This window comes from Kallipyga massiliensis ph2 (genome assembly GCF_000311985.1).
Taxonomy (GTDB): Bacteria; Bacillota; Clostridia; order Tissierellales; family Peptoniphilaceae; genus Kallipyga; species Kallipyga massiliensis.
Genome location: NZ_HE978585.1, coordinates 1,093,820 through 1,112,492 on the forward strand (window position 1 = coordinate 1,093,820; position 18,673 = coordinate 1,112,492).

Annotated in this window: 20 protein-coding genes; 17 read left to right on the forward strand and 3 right to left on the reverse strand. The window is 54.7% G+C overall.

From position 1 onward, the window contains the following. Window position 1: 1 nt before the first annotated feature. Both HGKM_RS04955 and HGKM_RS04960 read right to left on the reverse strand, forming a co-directional pair. Window positions 2-916, reverse strand: a complete 915-nt coding sequence (locus HGKM_RS04955; RefSeq protein ID WP_019134240.1) for a Ppx/GppA phosphatase family protein — start codon at window positions 914-916, stop codon at window positions 2-4. A gap of 646 nt (window positions 917-1,562) precedes the next feature. Next, window positions 1,563-2,921, reverse strand: a complete 1,359-nt coding sequence (locus tag HGKM_RS04960; protein ID WP_019134241.1) for an NCS2 family permease — start codon at window positions 2,919-2,921, stop codon at window positions 1,563-1,565. 193 nt (window positions 2,922-3,114) lie between these two features. On the opposite strand from HGKM_RS04960, the gene HGKM_RS04965 reads away from it, so the two are divergent. From HGKM_RS04965 to HGKM_RS04990, 6 genes are read left to right on the forward strand one after another with little or no spacing between them, the layout of a single operon-like run. Beyond that, window positions 3,115-3,729 (forward strand): chromate transporter, encoded by a 615-nt coding sequence (locus HGKM_RS04965; RefSeq protein WP_245550624.1) that lies wholly within the window; start codon window positions 3,115-3,117, stop codon window positions 3,727-3,729. After that, window positions 3,726-4,355 (forward strand): chromate transporter, encoded by a 630-nt coding sequence (locus tag HGKM_RS04970; RefSeq protein ID WP_019134243.1) that lies wholly within the window; start codon window positions 3,726-3,728, stop codon window positions 4,353-4,355. The genes HGKM_RS04965 and HGKM_RS04970 overlap by 4 nt, the downstream gene beginning before the upstream one ends. 3 nt (window positions 4,356-4,358) lie before the next feature. Then, window positions 4,359-5,291 carry a DNA glycosylase gene (locus HGKM_RS04975; protein WP_081585144.1) on the forward strand — a complete coding sequence of 311 codons (933 nt, stop codon included), beginning with the start codon at window positions 4,359-4,361 and terminating at the stop codon, window positions 5,289-5,291. A gap of 4 nt (window positions 5,292-5,295) precedes the next feature. Further along, the gene (locus HGKM_RS04980) at window positions 5,296-5,958 is read left to right on the forward strand and encodes a cytochrome c biogenesis CcdA family protein (RefSeq protein ID WP_019134245.1); all 663 of its coding nucleotides are present in this window, start codon (window positions 5,296-5,298) and stop codon (window positions 5,956-5,958) included. 19 nt (window positions 5,959-5,977) lie between these two features. After that, window positions 5,978-6,565 (forward strand): TlpA family protein disulfide reductase, encoded by a 588-nt coding sequence (locus tag HGKM_RS04985; RefSeq protein WP_019134246.1) that lies wholly within the window; start codon window positions 5,978-5,980, stop codon window positions 6,563-6,565. Beyond that, entirely contained in the window at window positions 6,562-7,323 is a 762-nt protein-coding gene (locus HGKM_RS04990) for an SDR family NAD(P)-dependent oxidoreductase (protein ID WP_019134247.1), read from the forward strand. Before HGKM_RS04985 ends, HGKM_RS04990 begins: the two co-directional genes overlap by 4 nt. A gap of 89 nt (window positions 7,324-7,412) precedes the next feature. On the opposite strand, the gene ypfJ is transcribed toward HGKM_RS04990, so the two are convergent. After that, entirely contained in the window at window positions 7,413-8,285 is an 873-nt protein-coding gene (gene ypfJ / locus HGKM_RS04995; RefSeq protein ID WP_019134248.1) for a KPN_02809 family neutral zinc metallopeptidase, read from the reverse strand. Window positions 8,286-8,438: 153 nt separating this feature from the next. Between ypfJ and HGKM_RS05000 the strand changes: the two genes are divergently transcribed. From HGKM_RS05000 to HGKM_RS05050, 11 genes are all read left to right on the forward strand, one after another. Beyond that, window positions 8,439-9,266 carry an HAD hydrolase family protein gene (locus HGKM_RS05000; protein WP_019134249.1) on the forward strand — a complete coding sequence of 276 codons (828 nt, stop codon included), beginning with the start codon at window positions 8,439-8,441 and terminating at the stop codon, window positions 9,264-9,266. Window positions 9,267-9,284: 18 nt separating this feature from the next. Then, the gene (gene dut / locus HGKM_RS05005; protein ID WP_019134250.1) at window positions 9,285-9,755 is read left to right on the forward strand and encodes a dUTP diphosphatase; all 471 of its coding nucleotides are present in this window, start codon (window positions 9,285-9,287) and stop codon (window positions 9,753-9,755) included. A gap of 76 nt (window positions 9,756-9,831) precedes the next feature. After that, complete coding sequence (locus HGKM_RS05010; protein WP_019134251.1) at window positions 9,832-10,089, forward strand: RNA-binding S4 domain-containing protein; 258 nt, start codon at window positions 9,832-9,834, stop codon at window positions 10,087-10,089. Further along, entirely contained in the window at window positions 10,082-10,744 is a 663-nt protein-coding gene (locus HGKM_RS05015) for an FtsB family cell division protein (RefSeq protein WP_019134252.1), read from the forward strand. Before HGKM_RS05010 ends, HGKM_RS05015 begins: the two co-directional genes overlap by 8 nt. Window positions 10,745-10,777: 33 nt before the next feature. After that, entirely contained in the window at window positions 10,778-12,331 is a 1,554-nt protein-coding gene (gene tilS, locus HGKM_RS05020) for a tRNA lysidine(34) synthetase TilS (RefSeq protein WP_019134253.1), read from the forward strand. Next, entirely contained in the window at window positions 12,316-12,870 is a 555-nt protein-coding gene (gene hpt, locus HGKM_RS05025; RefSeq protein WP_019134254.1) for a hypoxanthine phosphoribosyltransferase, read from the forward strand. The genes tilS and hpt overlap by 16 nt, the downstream gene beginning before the upstream one ends. A 59-nt stretch (window positions 12,871-12,929) precedes the next feature. Continuing rightward, window positions 12,930-14,792, forward strand: a complete 1,863-nt coding sequence (gene ftsH / locus HGKM_RS05030; RefSeq protein WP_051010896.1) for an ATP-dependent zinc metalloprotease FtsH — start codon at window positions 12,930-12,932, stop codon at window positions 14,790-14,792. Then, window positions 14,789-15,337 (forward strand): DUF5673 domain-containing protein, encoded by a 549-nt coding sequence (locus HGKM_RS05035; protein WP_019134256.1) that lies wholly within the window; start codon window positions 14,789-14,791, stop codon window positions 15,335-15,337. The genes ftsH and HGKM_RS05035 overlap by 4 nt, the downstream gene beginning before the upstream one ends. 17 nt (window positions 15,338-15,354) lie before the next feature. Next, window positions 15,355-16,983, forward strand: coding sequence for a CTP synthase (locus HGKM_RS05040; RefSeq protein ID WP_019134257.1), 1,629 nt, complete (start codon window positions 15,355-15,357; stop codon window positions 16,981-16,983). Window positions 16,984-16,992: 9 nt separating this feature from the next. Further along, window positions 16,993-17,946: a P1 family peptidase gene (locus HGKM_RS05045; RefSeq protein WP_019134258.1), complete on the forward strand. Its 954-nt coding sequence runs from the start codon at window positions 16,993-16,995 to the stop codon at window positions 17,944-17,946. Window positions 17,947-17,992: 46 nt separating this feature from the next. Further along, complete coding sequence (locus HGKM_RS05050; protein WP_019134259.1) at window positions 17,993-18,610, forward strand: ECF transporter S component; 618 nt, start codon at window positions 17,993-17,995, stop codon at window positions 18,608-18,610. Window positions 18,611-18,673 lie beyond the last annotated feature (63 nt).

Genomic DNA, 18,673 nt, shown 5'->3' on the forward strand with positions numbered 1-18,673 from the left:
GTCAAACCTCCTTTTGTTTATTGAACAAGTAGCCCTCACGCACCCCGTTTTGGCTAATGGTCAAGTCGAAACAGGAGAGGGTCTTCATGACCTCCTGGAGGATGATCATTCCGGGAAGCTGGGTGTGGAGACGTTCAGGGGTAACTTTTAAGACCGTCTTTAGGGAAGAGGAGTCATGGGTTAAAAAGCGGAGGGAGAGGTCTTCAATCTCAGCTAAAGTGGTTTGACCATTGCCTTCCTTTTGGTTGATTTCCTGGGCCAAGTTCCCGACCGCCCGAATGGTCCCGCCCACGCCGAATGCCTGGTTAGAGGCGGCCAGGGGGAGGGGGTAGCGCTCAAGGAGCTCGACCACATAGGACTTGATTAAGCGGTATTCCTCGACGGTGGGGATCAAGTCTTTGACGAAGGCCCGGTGGAGGGAGAGAGAGCCCTCAGGAATAGATGAAGTAGAAATGTACTCGCCTTTTCTGACCAGGGTAACCTCCGTTGACCCGCCCCCGATGTCGATGACATAGCCCTCTTCGAAGGGACCCAGGTCAAGGCAGAGGCCCAAATAGGAGAAGTAGCCCTCATCCTGTCCGGAGACCAGCTCCACCCGGATACCGGATTCTTTTTCAATGTTTTTCAGGATTTCCTGAGCATTGGAAGCATTCCGGATGGCAGCCGTGGCAAAGGCATAGCATTCATCAATTTCCAAGTCATCCAGGATTCGCTTAAATTTCTTCAGGGTCTTGGAAGCCTTCTGGATCCCGGACTCCGTCATCTTCTCATCGATGAGGTAGGAGGCCAAGCCGGCAAAAGTCTTTTTGGAGACCACCGTCTTAAAGCCCTCAGCATTTTTTGTCGGTCGGTACAAATTGAGCCGGATGGTATTGGACCCGATATCGATCACACCGCTTAAATAGTCTTTTGACATGATCCCCCCCTTTATTTTTCTACATCCTGTGAAAAGCAAATGAGAATCTCTTTTCATGAGCCCGGAGGCCGGACCCACCAGCTTTATTATATCCCAAGTGGGCCAGCTATGGCGGAATATGAGCCCTCCAGGGTGGGATCGTCCTGGTTAGGGCCGAAATCCTGGCTTGACCAGAGCGGGAACCCTATTTGTAGCGGAATTCAGACTCCGATAATAGCAGGAACCCTGCCAATTTGAAAAAACATGAGGATAACAGGGTTTGGAACCCTGACAATTCGCAGAATCTCAAAAACATCAGGGGCGAAAATGACCCTGATAATCGGGCGAATGGCAAGAAAAGCAGGGTAAAAACCCTGATAACTTGACGAATCATAGAAACATCAGGGTCAAAAACCACCCTGACAATCTAATAGGATCGCAAATTTGTCAGGGTGGAAAACCCTGATTTTTCGAGAAAAAAAGGGAATAGCAGGGTCTGGAGCCCTGATATTTTTTTGAGTCTCAAAAATATCAGGGGTGAAAACTACACTGACTTACCCATAAAAAAGAGTGTGGCAAAACAACATGTTGTTTTGCCACACTCTTTAGAAATAAGTTTTGTGTTTTTCTGAGGCTACATGAACCAGTAAGCCTCGTGCTTCTCAGCCTACATAAAGATGTAGCGGAGAATGAAGATGAAGGCGAGAACCGCCATGAGGGGGGAGATGTCCTTTTTCTTCCCGGTCAGGAGCTTGAGGATGACGAAGGAGACCACGCCCATGGAGATGCCCTCAGCAATGGAGTAGAAGAGGGGCATGGAGAGGATGGCCAGGTAGGCGGGGAAGGCCTCGGTCAGGTCGGATAGGTCGATCTTGACGACGGCGGTGAACATGGAGAAGCCGACATAGATCAGGGCTGATGCCGTCGCAAAGCCCGGGATGGCAATGAAGATCGGGGAGAGAATCATGGCCAGGGCGAAGAGGACACCGGTGGTGACAGCGGTGAGTCCGGTCCGTCCGCCGGCTTCCACACCGGCTGAGGATTCGACGAAGGTGGTGACGGTGGAAGTCCCCAGAACAGCTCCGGTGGAGGTGGCGACAGCGTCGGCTAAAAGGGCACCGCGAGCCTGGGGGAGGCGGCCTTGGCTATCCAGCATGTCTGCCTTAGCGGCTACGCCGGCCAGGGTTCCGACGGTATCAAAGATATCGACGAAGAGGAAGGCAAAGGTGATGGAGAAGAGTTCCAAGGGCGAGATGGCTGAAAAGTCGATTTTGAAGGCTTGTCCGACCAGGCCGGAGAACTCCTCAAAGTGGGGGGCGGACCAGGAGGGATAGAGGGAGTAGAAGCCTTCTTCAATATTGGGAACATAGAGGCCGGCGGCCTGGGCAATCATGCCCAGAACCCAGGAGGAAAGGATGCCGATGAGGATGGCCCCTTTGACCTTCTTGTGGGTCAGGACAACAATAATGATGATCCCGATCAAGCAGAGAAGGGCAGAGATGCCGGCGGTGTTGAAGTTCTTATTCAGGCCGGAGAAAGAAACCAGGGTGGCCGGGCTGGCAACCACCAACTTGGCGGATTGGAGGCCGATAAAGGCGATGAAAAGGCCGATTCCGCAGGAGATGGCGTTTTTCAGGGACAAGGGGATGGCATTGAAAATGGCTTCCCGGACATTGGTCAGGGAAAGGACAATAAAGATCAAGCCTTCCAGGAATACGGCGAAGAGGGCAATTTGGTAGGGATAGCCCATCTTCAAGACCACCGTGTAGGCAAAGAAGGCATTCAGCCCCATCCCCGGCGCAAGAGCAAAGGGCAGGTTGGCGAAGATGGCCATGCAGAAGCAGCCGATGGCGGATGCAATGGCGGTGGCGATCAATACGCCCCCGGCCGGCATGCCCGCATCGCCCAAAATCTGGGGATTGACCGCCAGGATGTAGGCCATGGTCACAAAGGTCGTAATGCCCGCCATGATTTCGCTCCGGACCGTTACCTTATGGTCAGAGAGCTTGAAGTATTTCTCGAACATAGATTCCTCCTTAGTAAAAGAATAAAAAGGGTGCGATAAAAAATAAAAGCATACCCAGTTTACTACATATTGCCCATCTCTGAAACTTTTTGGTGAGATTTGGTATAATGTGTGACATCGTCTTCTATAAATCTTCTAAGGCTTGGCCGGGAATTCCCGACCGGCAATCAGAAAGGATAAAGTATTGGACCCCATGAAAAAGAATGAGAACAGTCCGGTCAAGGACAAAAAGATTTCCGGTTGGGACATTTTTTCCACCCTCTTCCGGATTAATGCCGTCACCTTCGGGGGAGGCTACACCATCATCCCCATCATCCGCCAGGAATTTGTGGAGAAGCGAGGCCTCCTCTCCGATGATGATATGTTGGATATCATTGCCGTAGCGGAGTCGGGCCCCGGAGCCATGGCCGTTTCCACCTCCTATTTGCTGGGGATGAAGCTGGACGGGTTTTTCGGGGGGCTTATGGGGATCCTGGGCTCCACCCTCCCGCCCCTGATCATCATCACGGTGGTTTACTTCATCTATTCGGCCATGGCCAACAACCCCCTGGTCCGGGCCGCCCTCCGGGCGATGTCAGGCGTTATCGTGGCCATGCTGATTTTTTCCGTCAAGGGCCTTTTTGTCCCCGCCGTGAAAAAGCATAAAGCCCTCTCCCTAGCCCTCATGGCCTTTGCTTTTGTCGCTTCCTATTTTGAGATCCTGGATGTGGCCTACATCGTCCTGATCATGATCGTCATCGGCATCGTGGTCTTCGGCTTCATCCTGAAAGAAGATGGAGAGAATGAGTCCGAGGAGGTGAGCCAATGATTCTTTTCGTCAAACTCTACCTGGTTCTGTTGGAAGTCGGAGCCCTGGCCTTCGGTGGTGGTCTGGCCACCCTTCCCCTCCTCCAGCAAGCCCTGGTCCATGACCAGGCCTGGTTGTCCGCCACCGAATGGACCGACGTCTTCACCATCTCCAATATGACCCCCGGTCCCATTGCCATCAATGCGGCTACCTTCGTGGGGACAAAGATGGGGGCGACCCTGGGTCTGGGCCTATTTGGCCAGGTTTTGGGATCCATTGTTGCCTCATTGGGCGTCATCACCCCCCAAATCATCCTCATGACCATTCTGGCCCACCTCATGTTTAAGGGAAGGACCTTCAAACCCCTCAACTGGGCCATCCAAGCCCTCCGGTCCGCCACCGTTGGCCTGATCGCCGCCATCACGGTTAACCTGTTTTTCACCAACCTATTCCCCTCAAGCATGGAAGAAGGAGCCCGGGCTTTTGTCCGCTTTGGGGGGATCGGTCTGGACCTCATGGCCTTTATCCCCTTCCTGGCTGCCCTCTATTTCCTGTCCAAAAAGACGGATATGACCAAGCTCCTTTTGGGCGGGGCGGCCTTCGGGATCCTGGTTCAGCTGGTTCTCCAGGCTATCCCCGGGGTATAAAATTTGAAAGGAAGATCCTTGATCCGCCTCCCCTCCCAAGCCGATTTCGACCTGAAGAAGATTGCAGAAAGCGGCCAGTGTTTCCGCTTAATGCCGGCTCAGCCTCCCCGTGAGACTGAGCTTTTCTCACTCCTTCATTCAAAGGGAACCAGCATAGAATCCTACCGACTCCCTGTGAAGGACCGGGTCCTTTTCCTGGGACAGGATGGAGAAGGCCGGGTGTATATGGATTGCTCGGATGAGGATTTTGAAGAAATCTGGGCCCCTTATTTTGACCTGGATAGGGATTACCGGGCCGTTCGGGAGGGGGTGGACGCCAAGAAGGATTCTTTTTTAGCCCAAGCCCTGGAATCGGGCAAGGGGATCCGGATCCTCCGCCAAGATCCCTGGGAATGCCTGGTGACCTTTGTCATTTCCCAGCGAAAGAATATTCCCGCTATCCAAAAGGCTGTGGAAACTTTGGCCCAAGAGGGGGGAGACCTCCTGGCCTTCGATGGGGAGGAAAGGCCCATCTATCGCTTCCCGGGCCCTCGGGAGGTCCACGCTTTTTCGGAGGATTCCTTCAAGAGGATCCGACTGGGCTACCGAGAAAAATACATCCGGAGGCTGGCCGCTGACCTGGCTCAGACCCCCGGTATCTTGGAGACTTACCGTGATCTCTCCGATCCCGACCTCATGGACCGCCTTCTTTCCTTTTACGGTGTAGGCATCAAGATCGCCTCCTGTGTGGCCCTTTTCGCCTATGGGCGGCTGGACCTGGCCCCTATCGACGTCTGGATGGAGAGGGTCAGCCGGGACTATTATGGGGGAGAGATGGACCTGACCGCCTATTCTCCCCATGCCGGCCTCATCCAACAATATCTTTTTTACCATATCCGCCTGATCCAAGGGGGCTTGCCTCGGCCGGAAGCAAGGCAAGACGGAAGGAGCGACTGAGACCATGCCCTATCTCTTATCTTTTTTAGAAGGTCTGATTACCTTTATTTCCCCCTGCCTATTGCCCATGCTCCCCATATACCTGGCCTACTTCGGCGGTGGAGGGGGGAGGACCAGGTCCGGGATGGTGAAAAATGTCCTGGCCTTTATCCTGGGCTTCAGCCTGGTCTTTATGGCTATGGGGGCCTTGGCAGGAAGCCTGGGCTTTCTCTTGAGGAAGCACCGGGTCCTGGTCAACCTTCTGACAGGGGGAGTGGTGGTCTTTTTCGGCCTCCAATACCTGGGCCTCTTCCAGCTTTCCTTCTTTCGGGGTATGGGAGCGGGGAAGGAAAGGGCAGAACTCACGCCATGGAAGTCCTTCCTTTTCGGCCTGACCTTTTCCCTGGCCTGGACCCCCTGCTTAGGTTCCTTTCTTGGAGCCGCCCTCATGTTGGCCGGTCAACAGGCCCACATGGTGGAGGGCTTAGCCATGCTCCTTGCCTATTCCATGGGCTTGGCCATCCCCTTTTTCCTCTCCGCCCTCCTGATCGACCAACTGGAATCAACCTTTGATGGCATCAAGGCCCATTATGGGACTATCCAAAAAGTTTCCGGTATCGCTCTTGTCATCATGGGCCTTCTTATGGCCACGGGTCTCCTCCAGAGGCTGTTCACCGTCCTCTCCTAAAGTAGAAGGGAAGTCAATGATGCAAAAGAAGAATGCGAAAAAGAATTGGGGGCTGGTTTATCTCCTGGCCATCATCCTGGTCCTGGTCTGCGCCGGCCTGTCCTACTATTTTCTTAAAGATAAGGGAGCTCAAACCCTTCCCCAAAGTACAAAGGTCGAAAAAAAGCAAGAGACGGGGGTGGAAGCCCCTGACTTTGTTATGGAAGGGGCCATGGGGAATGAGGTCTCTTTAAAAGATTTTATGGACAAGCCGGTCGTCCTCAACTTCTGGGCCTCCTGGTGTCCACCCTGCCGGGCGGAAATGCCCCTCTTCAATACTACTTATCGGGAGTATAAGGATAAGGTAAACTTTATTTTCTTAAATGTAACGGATGGACTCCAGGAGACCAAGGAATCCGCTCAAGAGTTTTTGAAAAACAAGGATTTTTCTTTCCCGGTCTATTATGATACAAACTTGGAAGGGGTCTCCGCCTTCCAGGTGGCAGCCTATCCGACTACAGTTTTGATCAAGGACGGAAGGGTGGTTCAAACCATACAGGGCATGGTGATGGAAGGGGATTTGGAAGCAGGCCTGAAAAAACTGCTTGATGGAGGAGAATCGAAATGAGAGTGGCACTGATCACAGGAGCTTCCTCAGGATTGGGATGGACATTGGCCGAACTGGTCGACCAGGAAGAGGCCATGGATGAGATTTGGCTCCTTGCCCGCCGGGAAGACCGTCTAAAAAAACTGGCTCAATCCCTGAAGACCCCCTGCCGCCTCCTTCCCTGGGACATGAGTGGAGAGGAGTGGGCAGGGAAGCTCAAAGACCTCATGGAAAAAGAAGAACCGGACCTGGCCCTGGTCATCAACAACGCCGGGATCGGTAAGGCCGGGATCTTTGAGGACTTGGAGGGGGACCATATTCAAGGCCTTCTGGACCTCAACATCCGTGGGCTGACCCTGGCCACCCATATCTGCCTTCCCTTCATGAGGAAGGGGGGGCGGATTATCAATGTCGCATCCGTTGCCGCCTTCCTTCCCCAACCGGGTTTGGCCATCTATTCGGCCTCCAAGTCCTATGTTCTCTCCTTCTCCCGGGCCCTCCACCGGGAGGTCAGGAAGAGGGAGATTTCAGTAACTGCGGTTTGTCCCAACCCCATGATGACCGAATTTTTCAACCTTTCCGGGGGAATCGGGCCGACCGGTTTGAAACGATTGGGCCTGGACCGGGTTGACCGGGTCGCCCGGAAAGCCCTGGACCGGTCACGGCGGGGGAAGGACCTATCGATCACCCACCCCACAGCCTATGTCATCCGGTTTTTCTCAAAAATCCTTCCCCACTCCTTTGTTCTTTGGGTGGAGGGCTTGATGGGCTTTTATTAGATTCTGTTGGGGCGGTATACGCAGAAAAAAGAGGCTGTGTCTGAAAGAGAGAATCTTTCGGACACAGCCTCTTTTCGTTGGAGGAGGATTTAAAGGTCGGATACGTCGGGGTATTTGTCGGTGTCGAAGGTGTTGAATTGGGAGAGGTCTCCGGTATCATAGCCTTTCTTATACCAGCGCATTCTTTGGTCGGCGGTCCCGTGGGTGAAGGATTCAGGAGTGACATGGCCCTGCATCCGTTTTTGGATGGTGTCATCGCCGATGGCCCAAGCAGCTTTGATGGCATCCTCAATATCCCCCTTCTCCAGATAGCCCCGGTCGGCCTGGTAGCGGGCCACTACCCCGGCCAGGTAATCGGCTTGAAGCTCCAATCGGAGGGTGAGTTTGTTGAAGTCGGATTGGCTGGCCTTGGACCGGAGGCGGTTGACCTGGTCCATGATGCCCAGGACATTCTGGACATGGTGACCGATCTCGTGGGAAATCACGTAGGAGAGGATGAAGTCGCCCTCATCGGCCCCGAATTCTTTAATCAAGGTGTCATAGAAGGAAAGGTCCATATAGACGGATTGGTCCTGGCCACAGTAGAAGGGGCCCATGCCGGATTGGGCGATGCCGCAGCCGGATTTGACATTATCCTGGAATATATACATGGTGGCCTCCTTATATTGGGTGCCTTCCTTGGCCAGGAGACTATGCCAGGTATCCTCCGTGTCGGCCAGGACCACGCTGGAATAGTCATAAAGGACCTTTTCCTTTTCAGAAAGCTGGAGCTCCTCCTGCTTGATATCCCGGGTTTGGATGGCTCCGCCGGATAGGCCGGCATTCAGGGCGGCGAAGGGGTTCCCGGTCAGGGCGAAGACCACCAGGCCCATGATGATGCCACCCAGGCCCAGGCCCATGCCTGCCCGTCCCCGTCCGCCGGAGCGTATATTGGAAGATTGTCTGCGGTTTTGCCATTTCATTTCATCGTCCTCCTTCTATTCGAAAACGCATATACTTTATATTTACCAGATCCGCAATATCTTAAACCCTTGTCTCCTTTTCCCGCCTAGGTTTCCCCCGGTCTCTATGTTAAAATAAGAAGAATTTACCCATTTTATCCTGAAGGAGCCCAAATGAAGCGACTTTTTTGCAGCGATTTTGACAATACGATTGCGCGCAAGGGGAAGATCCCGAAAGAAAACGTGGAAGCCGTCCACCGCCTGAATGACCACGGGATGGATTTTGTCCTGGTTTCCGGTCGGCCGGCTGGGAATATCCGGTATCTTTTCAAAAAATACGGGATAAGGGGCCACATCATTGCCAACAACGGGGCCCTATGCCTCCCGGGTGGGGTAGGGCCGGCCCAAGGTTACCCCATCCCGCCGGAGGAGGCCAAGGCCCTGATTGACCGGGCAGAAAGAGAAGGCTGGAACTACCTCTTCTATAGCGAAGAGGTCTGCTATTTCCCGACATCCTGGTCCCGGCTCCTGGGCTCCTGCATCGCTTCCGGGATCGTCAACTTGCGCACGGGAATGAAGGTCGGGTCTTTTTCCCCTCGGAAGCCCCATTTTCTGGAAAAAGGAGCCTTCAAAATGAACATCTATGTGAAGAAGGATCTCCAGGGGCTCATCGATGAGATCAATTCGTCCGGAGGCCTGTCAGCCACCCAATCCGGGGATGATAAGGTGGAAGTGATGGCCGGAGGGGTCAACAAGCTCCAAGGGATACGGACCCTGACCCGGACTCTCCAGGTTCCCATGGACCGAGTGGTGGCCATTGGCGACTTTGATAACGATGTGGAGATGCTGGAGGGGGCCGGCTGGTCCTTCGCCATGAGCGACGGGTCGGACCGGGCCATCCAAGCAGCCAAGATGACCACGGACCCGGTCGACCGGATGGGCTTTGTTAAGGCGGTTGACTGGATTATCGCTCACCCCGAGGCCGGCCTCCTTTTGGCCTAGGTGGAGGAAGAAATAGAAATGAGGGCAGGAGACTTGCCGGAGAAGACGGGAGAGAAAGAATTGAAGACAATGAAGATGATTGCGGAGGGGAGACCCCCCATCTATGCCAATGAATTTGCTGCCGGCATGGACCTATCCATCGCCGACAAGGGCGGGGTGGATTTCGAGCCGGGGGACCATAAGACCATCCATACCGGGGTCAAGCTGTCCATTCCCGAGGGCTATTTCGGCCTGGTTTGCATCCGGTCCAGCCTGGGAAGGAAGGGGCTGATCCTATCCAACGGGGTGGGGATCATCGATCCCGACTACCGGGGGGAAATCATGATTCCCCTCTTCCACCATGGGAGGGACCCCATCCGGTTGGAGGAGGGGGAGAGGGTGGCCCAGATGGTCCTCCTGCCCTATATCCAGGTGGCTTTTGAAGAAGTGGAGGAATTGGACTCGACGGACCGGGGCCATGAAGGATTCGGTTCTTCCGGCCGTTTCTGATATTTGGTATACTGGTAAAAAAAGATGAGGTCCGGACAAGATGGGTTCGGGCCCTATTGAGGGGAAAGGGTGCAAGATGCGAATTGATAAGTTTTTGAAGAATTCACGAATCATCAAAAGGAGAACCGTCGCCAAAGAAGCGGCAGACGGCGGCCGGATTGAAGTCAATGGTCGGTCGGCCAAGGCGGGAACCGAGGTGGTTGAAGGAGACCTCGTGAAAATCTCCTTTGCCAAGGCCCCCCTTTATATTCGTGTTCTGAAAACACCGGAAGTCGTTCGCAAGGAGGACGCAGACTCCCTCTATGAAGAGATTGAGGAGGGTGATTATGAGTAAGTTTCGTTCCATCCTTCCCCAGGAACCTAACCGTTCCCACGGGGAGAGAAATCGGGAGGAGGTCTACAGGGAGAGGCCCCGGCCTTCACAAGAGGATAGGGTCGGTCGTCCCTATGAGGAAGAAGGGGGCCGTCCCTCTTCAAGGAGACGTGGGCAGGATCCCCAAGAAAGGCCCGACCGTCGGTCCAGGGAAGGTCGGCGGTCCCATCCTCGCAAGGATGGGGGGAAAAAGGGAGGGTCCACGCCCTTCCTCTACCTCATCGTCGCCGGTGTTATCCTTCTCCTCCTTCTTGTACCGGCCGGTGTCAAACTCTATTCGACCAACCAGCAGCTGGCCGAGGCCAAAAAAGTCCAAAGTCAGTTGGAAGAGGAGAGGAAGCAATTGGCGGCTTCCCTGGATGACCTGAACAACCAGCTCAAGATGGTCAAGACTGATGACTATGTGGAAAAATATGCCCATGAAAAGCTGGGTATGATCCGACCCAATGAAATCCTGGTCCAGACCCAGGATGGATCCTATGATGTCAACCAGGAAGCGGTCAAGGGCTTACTGGAGGGAAGAAAGGCCCAGGAATCCGAGGAATCTGCACAAGAGGGTCAGAGCGGAGAGTCTTCTTCCGAGGAGACGCCAAGCGAGAACAAGCCTGAAGAGTAATCCACCGGCTTCCGGGAATAAGCGGAGATGACCATGATTTTTACGAATAAAATCTTTGAAGAGTGGACCAGACAGTGGAAGAAGGGGCCGGGAAGTGCCCCTTCTTCCCTTTTTATTGCCGTATCCGGCGGCCCGGATTCCATGGCCCTTCTGGAAACAGTCCGCCATTTCCGACACGACCTGACCGTCCTCCACCTCAACCACCGGCTCCGAGGGAAGGAGGCGGATGGAGACCAGGAATTTGTGGAAGCCTGGTGCCGAGACCACAGGATTGTCTGCTTTTCCGAGTCTGTGGACGTGAACAAGTTGGCCAAGGAAGAGGGCCTCTCCCTGGAAGCGGCAGGACGTCGGGCTCGTTACCGGTTTTTTGAAGACCGGATGGTTCATGCCGACCATCCCCCTATCCTTCTGACGGCCCACCACCAGGACGACCAGGCGGAAACGGTCCTTCTCCATATCCTCAGGGGAAGCGGGCTGGAGGGAGGAGGGGGGATCCGTCCACTTTCCGACCGAAAATTCCCCCAACCGGGGCCATGGCCGGGATACCGGATTTTTCGCCCCTTCCTGGATCTCAGCAAGGAAGATTTGCTGGGCTTTTTGGAAGAGAGGGGGGTCCCTTTCCGGGAAGATGCCAGCAACCGTGAGGATGATTTTTTAAGGAACAGGATCCGCCTCCAGCTTCTTCCCGACATCCAATCGACGATCAATCCCCAGGCCGTCGGGGCCCTTTCGCGCTTTGCCCGGATCCTTCAGGTTGAGAATGATTATTTGGACCGGATGAGCCAAAAAGCCTTGATGGACATGATTTTCATCCGGACGGAAGAGGACCTGATGGACTTGGACCGGCTTATAGCGCAGGGGGAGATGGATGAATGGGTCTTCCAACGCAATGCCCATCTTTTGGGAGGGGTTAGCTTGCGGAAAAAAGACCTCTTGGACCTGGATCCGGCCCTGGTCTACCGGGTTATCCGAGACTTAACCCGGAGCCTCCTTTCTTTTGAGGATGGCGACCGGCAAGTCACCTATAAAGATATTGAACAAATTTTCCACTTAGCGGGGGGGTCGGTTTCAACATGGACCCGGCTTTGTGGTATGATAATTCTATGTGATTTTCAGGGTCTTTCCTTTTTCCCGGACCCCGGTTTTGGAGAAAAATCAGCCACAAATAAAGGGGAGATGGGGCAGAGAAAAGCCCTTCGCCTTCCGGAGAATTCCCGGATACTGACCCTGTCTTGGGCCTATCCGGCCGGACAAATCCTGGTTCGGACCTGCCGGGGACCGGTCTCTGCTGACCGCCTGACCAACCCCCGATTTGCTTACTTTCCGGCCCAGGCCTTGACCCGACTTTCTCTTGGCCCCGGCCGGCCCGGAGAGCTTTTTGAAAAATTCGGCGGTGGAAGAAAGCCCCTGCGGAAGGTCTTCAACGAATGGAAGATTCCTTCCTGTTTACGAGAAAACTACCCCCTTGTTTGGGAGGGGGAAAGGATCATCTGGATACCCTGGGCCGGACGGTCAGGGTATGGTCCCCTGGAGGGGGAAGCCCCAGCAGTTGAAATGGAGTGGAGGCCAAAATGGACCAAGATTTAATGAAGTATGTGGACCGGATCCTGATCAGTGAAGAGGAGATCCAAGCCAAGGTAAAGGAAATGGGCAAGATCATTACCCGGGACTATGAAAAGGAGGAAGCAGACCTTCTTTTGGTCTGCACCTTAAAGGGCGGGGTGATCTTTATGGCCGACATTATGAAGGAAATCGACCTGGATGTGGAAATCGACTTTATGGCGGTCTCCAGCTATGGATCCTCCACCGTCTCTTCCGGGGACGTCCGGATCATCAAGGATATCCAGGAATCCTTCATGGGAAAGAATATCCTGATTATTGAGGACATCATTGATACCGGCTACACCCTGGAGTACCTGACCAAGAACTTCAAGGACCGGGGAGCGAAGTCGGTGAAGGTGGCCGCCCTCCTCAACAAGGAAGGGGGGAGGGCCAACGAATTCCATGCCGATTATGTGGGTTTTGAAATCCCCAATGAGTATGTGATCGGTTACGGCATGGACTTCAACCAAAAGCTCCGCAACCTTCCCTTTGTAGCGATCTTGAAGGAAAGATATTATAAGTAAATTTTTACCTCCTCATCTTAATGAGGATTTGGAAGAAAAAAGGAGTTGGGAAAGAAAGCATGGATAATAACAGGAACCGAAATTGGCGACTCTTGCTGGGCTACCTGATCCCCATCGCCATCATCGCCATGTTCTTCAGCTTTGGCGGATGGAATCCGGAGACCAAGGAAGCCATGACCCATGGCCAATTGATCGAACAATTTAATAAGAACCAGGTAAAGAGCCTGGTTTACCAAGGTGACAAACTTCGGGGGGTCTTGAAAGATGAAAAGGCTTCGTCCTTTGAGGTGGTTATCCCCAAGGAATATTTCCCGGAGTTTTATGACCAGTATATTAAAGAGGGAGTGGAGAAGGGCCAGGTCAAGATGGTCTTTGAAGAAACGCCCCAGCCCAACTTCCTCCTGGCCCTCCTCCCCGACCTCCTCTTCATGGGCTTTATGGGCTTTATTCTCTACACCTTTTATAAAAGAACCCAGGCTGCCCAAGGAGGGATGAACACCTTCGGCAAGTCAAAGGCCCAACTCCACAAGGATACGGGTAAGCGGATCACCTTTGAAGACGTCGCCGGCTTAAAGGAGGAAAAAGAGGAGTTGGGAGAAGTGGTGGACTTCTTAAAAAGCCCCAACAAGTACCAGGAGGTAGGGGCCCGGATCCCCAAGGGAATCCTCATGGTCGGTCCTCCGGGCACCGGAAAGACCTACCTGTCCAAGGCCGTTGCCGGTCAGGCCGGCGTTCCTTTCTATTCCATCTCCGGGTCCGACTTTGTTGAGATGTTTGTCGGCGTAGGCGCTTCCCGAGTTCGGGACCTCTTCAAGGAGGCCAAGAAAAACGCCCCCTGCATTGTGTTTGTGGATGAGATTGATGCGGTAGGCCGCCGTCGTGGGGCCGGTCTGGGTGGGGGAAACGACGAAAGAGAACAAACCCTCAACCAACTCCTGGTCGAAATGGACGGCTTTGATGAAAATGAAGGAATTATCATCATGGCCGCCACCAACCGTCCTGACATCCTGGATCCCGCCCTCCTCCGCCCGGGGCGTTTTGACCGGCGGATCATGGTGGGCATGCCGGATGCCAAGGAGCGGGCGGAGATCCTCAAGGTCCACCTGAGAAACAAGCACATTGCCGACGACGTCGACTTAGATGCCCTATCCCGCCAGACGGCAGGTTTCACCCCGGCTGACCTGGAGAACCTGACCAATGAAGCAGCCCTCCTGGTGGCCCGGAAAAATGAACGCCTGATCGACATGGCCACCTTCGAAGAAGCGGCCATCAAGGTCCAGGCCGGTCCGGAGAAAAAGTCCCGGAAGGTGGTGGAAAAGGAGAGAATCCTGACCGCCTACCATGAGGCGGGCCATGCCGTGGTCACCCGGGCCCTCCCGGATACGGACCAGGTCAACCTGATCACTATTGTTCCCCGGGGAATGGCCGGAGGATTTACCGCCTTCCTTCCTGAGGATGAACGCATGTTTATGTCCATGAAATCCATGAAGGCCGAGCTGGTTTCCTTCCTGGGTGGAAGGGCCGCTGAAGCTCTCTTCCTGGATGACATTTCTACCGGAGCCTCCAACGACATCGAGCGGGCAACCGAGATGGCCCGGTCCATGGTCGTCCGCTACGGGATGAGCCCGGACCTGGGGCCGGTGGCCTATGAACTCGACCGGGAGAATGTCTTCCTGGGTAATGAGTTGGGCCAGGTCAAGCACTATTCGGAAGAGACCGCCCGACAGATCGACAAAGAAGTCCGGGGGCTGATGAAGTCCGCTTATGATATGGCAATGGAAATTTTGGAAGCCAACCGAACCATGATGGAGAAACTGGCCAATCTTCTTTTGGATGAGGAAACGGTCCGCAAGGATGCCTTTGAATCCTTATTCCAGGAATATGGTCATACTTTTGAAGAGATGAAAGGAGCATGCGAATGAGCGGAGAAGGGATCAGCAGTCAGATAGCCACCTCCGGCCAGGTGGCGAGAAATCCCCTCCTGACCTCCGAGGGGCCCCTGGGAATCACCTTTATTACGGTTATTTATGGGGGCCTCCTGGCCTACTTCCTCTTCCAGCTTATCCAGGCCAGTCGGGGAACCCGGAAGTTGCAGGGGGAGGTCTCCCGCTTTGACCGGTCGACCGCCAAAACCAACGTCCTCCTCTGCCTCCTGATGGTGGGCTTGGGCGTCCTGTCCTGCTTTAATAAGAAGTGGGTTGACGGGGCCATCATGGTGGGGCTGGGTGTGGTCTTCTTCTACTTCATGAAGTCCCCCATCTACCTGGCGGAGAACGGGATATTGTCCAACAATGTCTTTGTTCCCTGGAATGAGGTCAAAAAATGGGCCTGGGACCCCAAGAAGGGGGACCTGGTCCTCCTGATTAAGGAGAGGGGCAAGGCGGAATCCAACACCACCATCCATGTGGGAACGGATTTGATGGAAGCCGTCAACCTGAAGATACGCGAATTGAAGCTGGGCAAGTAGAGGTTGAGGAGGAGATTGTGGCGAAGTTTATTTTTGTAACGGGCGGTGTCATCTCAGGGATCGGCAAGGGAATATCTGCTGCCAGTGTGGGGCGTTTGCTCAAGGACCGGGGTTATTCGGTATTTATGCAGAAGTTTGACCCCTACCTCAATGTCGACCCGGGGACCATGTCTCCCTACCAGCACGGAGAGGTTTTTGTGACCAAGGACGGGGGAGAAACGGACCTGGACCTGGGCCACTACGAGCGCTTTATTGATGAGGAACTGACCAAGAACTCCTCCATCACCTCGGGACGGATCTATTCCACGGTTATCCGCCGGGAGCGGGCCGGGGAGTATGGGGGGAAGACGGTTCAGGTCATCCCCCACGTTACGGATGTGATTAAAGAAAAGGTCTTTACGGTGGCGGAAGATACCGGAGCGGACTTTATCATCACGGAAATCGGAGGCACGGTGGGGGATATTGAATCCCAGCCTTTTGTCGAAGCCATCCGGCAAATCCACTCCTCCCAACCGGATGATGTCATGTATATTCATACGGTCCTGATCCCCACCATTCCGGCCTCCAACGAACTCAAGACCAAGCCGGCCCAGCACTCCTTTAAGGAACTCATGTCCTACGGGATCAAGCCGGACGTCTTCATCCTCCGGGCCCAGGAGCCCATCACTGATGAGGTCTTCCAGAAGATTTCCCTTTTCTGCGACCTCCCCAGGGAAGCCATCATCGAATCCAAGACCGTGGACCTGATCTATGAGGTCCCTCTGGTCTTCCACCAGCAAAACCTGGACACCTATATTCTCAAGCACTTCGGGCTCAAGCCCAAGGCCAACCGGATTGACCGCTGGGAAGACATGTGCCGGGAATTTAAGGCAGCCGACAAAGAAGTCCACATCGCCCTGGTCGGCAAGTACACCAAGCTTAGGGACGCCTATCTTTCTGTCTATGAGGCCCTGACCGATGCCGGCTATAACTTGGGCGCTCGGGTTTCCGTGGACTACATTGATTCCGAATCCCTGACCCGGGATTCCATGGATGCGGTCCTTAAGGACATGGACGGGATCGTGGTTCCCGGCGGCTTCGGTAACCGGGGGATCCAGGGCATGCTCAATGCCATCGAATATGCCCGGGTCCATGACAAGCCCTTCCTGGGCATTTGCCTGGGCATGCAACTTACGGTTATTGAGGCCTGCCGGAATGAATTGGGCTGGAAGGAGGCGGATTCCACGGAATTTGTCCCCGATGCCGATATTCCTGTCCTCCACCTTCTCCCGGACCAGGAAAATAAGAATGACCTGGGCGGGACCCTCCGCCTGGGCAACCAGGACTGCCATGTAGAGGAAGGAAGCCTGGCCTACCGGCTCTATGGACGGTCGGATATTGTGGAACGCCACCGCCACCGCTATGAAGTCAACAGCAAGTATGTGGATGAGATTGAAAAGAAGACGGGTCTCCATTTCTCCGGGGAAAAGCTCTCCATGAACCTGATGGAAATCGTGGAAAGACCCGACCTCAACTACTTCATTGCCAGCCAATTCCACCCTGAGTTCCGTTCCCGGCCCAACAGCCCCCACCCCCTCTTTACGGGTCTGATCCGGGCTGCCATGGGTCTGGATCCGGTGGCGACAACGAAGAAGATAAAGAAATAGGGGGGTCCCATGTATCCAGGTCATTTGGTTGATGTTCCGGGCTTCCGGGTGGGCCATGCCCAAAATAGGGACTGGGGGACAGGGGTGACGGTCATCCTTCCCCCTGAAGGGGCCACCGGTGGGGTGGATGTCCGGGGCGGGGCCCCGGGCTCCCGAGAAACCGACCTCCTCCGGCCGGAAAATCAGGTTTCCCAGGTCCACGCCGTGGTCCTATCCGGCGGTTCGGCCTTTGGTTTAGAATCGGCATCCGGGGTAATGAATGAATTGGCGGCTCAAGGCCTAGGTTTGGAAACCGGTTTTGCCAAGGTCCCCATCGTCTGCTCAGCCGTCCTCTATGACCTGGGCCTGGGCCAGGTCAAGTGGCCCAATATGGCCATGGGGAGGGAAGCCCTTCTCTATGCCTCGTCGGAGGATGCCTCCCAGGGAAATATCGGCGCCGGAACGGGCTGCTCTGTGGGGAAGATTGCCGGCATGGAACGGGCCATGAAATCCGGCCTGGGTCAGGCCTCCCTCCGGCTTGGAGACCTGGTGGTCTCCTGCCTGGTCGCTGTGAATGCAGTGGGGGACATCCGGGATCCGGAAAAGGGTAACCTCCCCGTCGCCGGCCTCCTTGGCCCCAATGGGGAGCAGGGATCGACCATGGACTTTCTCCTGGACGGGGAGAGAGGGGCCGACCTCCTGGGGAAAAATACCACCATTGGCTGTATCGCCACGAATTCAAGGCTGGACAAGGCCGGGGCCCTTAAAGTTTGCCAGATGGGCCATGACGGCCTGGCCCGGGCCATCGAACCCGTCCATACCCTCTTTGATGGAGATAGCCTCTTCTGCCTGGCTTCCAACCAGGTGGATGCGGAACCTAACCTCGTAGGTATCCTGGGGGCTAAAGTCCTTCAAAGAGCCATTGTCAACGCAGGGGAGTCAGCGGAAGAAGCCTACGGACTCAAATCCCATTCTTCCTTATGACTCGAAACAGACCGGCATCCTGAGCGAGCCGGATCGGAGGTTTTTCATGAACACAAAAGATCAACGTTTTTTCAATGCAAAGAACCTGGCCTACTTGGGCCTCCTCATCGGGATTATCCTGGTGATTGACATCACCCACCTGGGCTACTTCAACGTTGGCGTCATCTCTGTCACTTCCTTGCATATCCCGGTCATTATCGGGGCTTGCATCGGTGGCTGGCGTTACGGGGGAATCCTGGGCCTGGCCTTCGGCCTGACTTCTTTCTTCAGGGCCCTTCAGGGGGGACAAGGTCTCATGACCCCCTTCTTTATGAACCCCCTCCTGTCCATCCTGCCCCGCCTCCTCTTCGGCCTCTTTGTAGGCTTCCTGGTGGACCGGTTAAAGGGCAAGAACCCCTTCTTCCACTATGCCATCCCCGCCTTCCTGGGCACCATGGTTCACACCACCATGGTCATGGGGGGAATCTACCTGGTCTATGGGCAGCGTTTGGCTGAGATGATCGGGGGAAATATGGAAGCGGTTCGGGCCATGGTCCTGGGCGTCTTTGCCACCAACGGTCTTCCGGAAGCGGTTTTTGCGGCCATCCTGGCCCTAGCGGTTATGGGGGCCTATGATGTCAAGACCGGAAAGTCCAAGACGGCTTCTAGCTTGACCAGTCACTAATCGATTTGAACCTTCCCGGTCGGTCCCCAGGCCGACCGGGTTTCTTTTTTACTCGGATGAAAG

What these genes read in the sequence shown, in the direction of transcription:
- HGKM_RS04955 (WP_019134240.1), bottom strand. Translation starts at nt 916, where the DNA reads ATGTCAAAAGACTATTTAAGCGGTGTGATCGATATCGGGTCCAATACC.
- HGKM_RS04960 (WP_019134241.1), bottom strand. Translation starts at nt 2,921, where the DNA reads ATGTTCGAGAAATACTTCAAGCTCTCTGACCATAAGGTAACGGTCCGG.
- HGKM_RS04965 (WP_245550624.1), top strand. Translation starts at nt 3,115, where the DNA reads ATGAAAAAGAATGAGAACAGTCCGGTCAAGGACAAAAAGATTTCCGGT.
- HGKM_RS04970 (WP_019134243.1), top strand. Translation starts at nt 3,726, where the DNA reads ATGATTCTTTTCGTCAAACTCTACCTGGTTCTGTTGGAAGTCGGAGCC.
- HGKM_RS04980 (WP_019134245.1), top strand. Translation starts at nt 5,296, where the DNA reads ATGCCCTATCTCTTATCTTTTTTAGAAGGTCTGATTACCTTTATTTCC.
- HGKM_RS04985 (WP_019134246.1), top strand. Translation starts at nt 5,978, where the DNA reads ATGCAAAAGAAGAATGCGAAAAAGAATTGGGGGCTGGTTTATCTCCTG.
- HGKM_RS04990 (WP_019134247.1), top strand. Translation starts at nt 6,562, where the DNA reads ATGAGAGTGGCACTGATCACAGGAGCTTCCTCAGGATTGGGATGGACA.
- ypfJ (WP_019134248.1), bottom strand. Translation starts at nt 8,285, where the DNA reads ATGAAATGGCAAAACCGCAGACAATCTTCCAATATACGCTCCGGCGGA.
- HGKM_RS05000 (WP_019134249.1), top strand. Translation starts at nt 8,439, where the DNA reads ATGAAGCGACTTTTTTGCAGCGATTTTGACAATACGATTGCGCGCAAG.
- dut (WP_019134250.1), top strand. Translation starts at nt 9,285, where the DNA reads ATGAGGGCAGGAGACTTGCCGGAGAAGACGGGAGAGAAAGAATTGAAG.
- HGKM_RS05010 (WP_019134251.1), top strand. Translation starts at nt 9,832, where the DNA reads ATGCGAATTGATAAGTTTTTGAAGAATTCACGAATCATCAAAAGGAGA.
- HGKM_RS05015 (WP_019134252.1), top strand. Translation starts at nt 10,082, where the DNA reads ATGAGTAAGTTTCGTTCCATCCTTCCCCAGGAACCTAACCGTTCCCAC.
- tilS (WP_019134253.1), top strand. Translation starts at nt 10,778, where the DNA reads ATGATTTTTACGAATAAAATCTTTGAAGAGTGGACCAGACAGTGGAAG.
- hpt (WP_019134254.1), top strand. Translation starts at nt 12,316, where the DNA reads ATGGACCAAGATTTAATGAAGTATGTGGACCGGATCCTGATCAGTGAA.
- ftsH (WP_051010896.1), top strand. Translation starts at nt 12,930, where the DNA reads ATGGATAATAACAGGAACCGAAATTGGCGACTCTTGCTGGGCTACCTG.
- HGKM_RS05035 (WP_019134256.1), top strand. Translation starts at nt 14,789, where the DNA reads ATGAGCGGAGAAGGGATCAGCAGTCAGATAGCCACCTCCGGCCAGGTG.
- HGKM_RS05045 (WP_019134258.1), top strand. Translation starts at nt 16,993, where the DNA reads ATGTATCCAGGTCATTTGGTTGATGTTCCGGGCTTCCGGGTGGGCCAT.
- HGKM_RS05050 (WP_019134259.1), top strand. Translation starts at nt 17,993, where the DNA reads ATGAACACAAAAGATCAACGTTTTTTCAATGCAAAGAACCTGGCCTAC.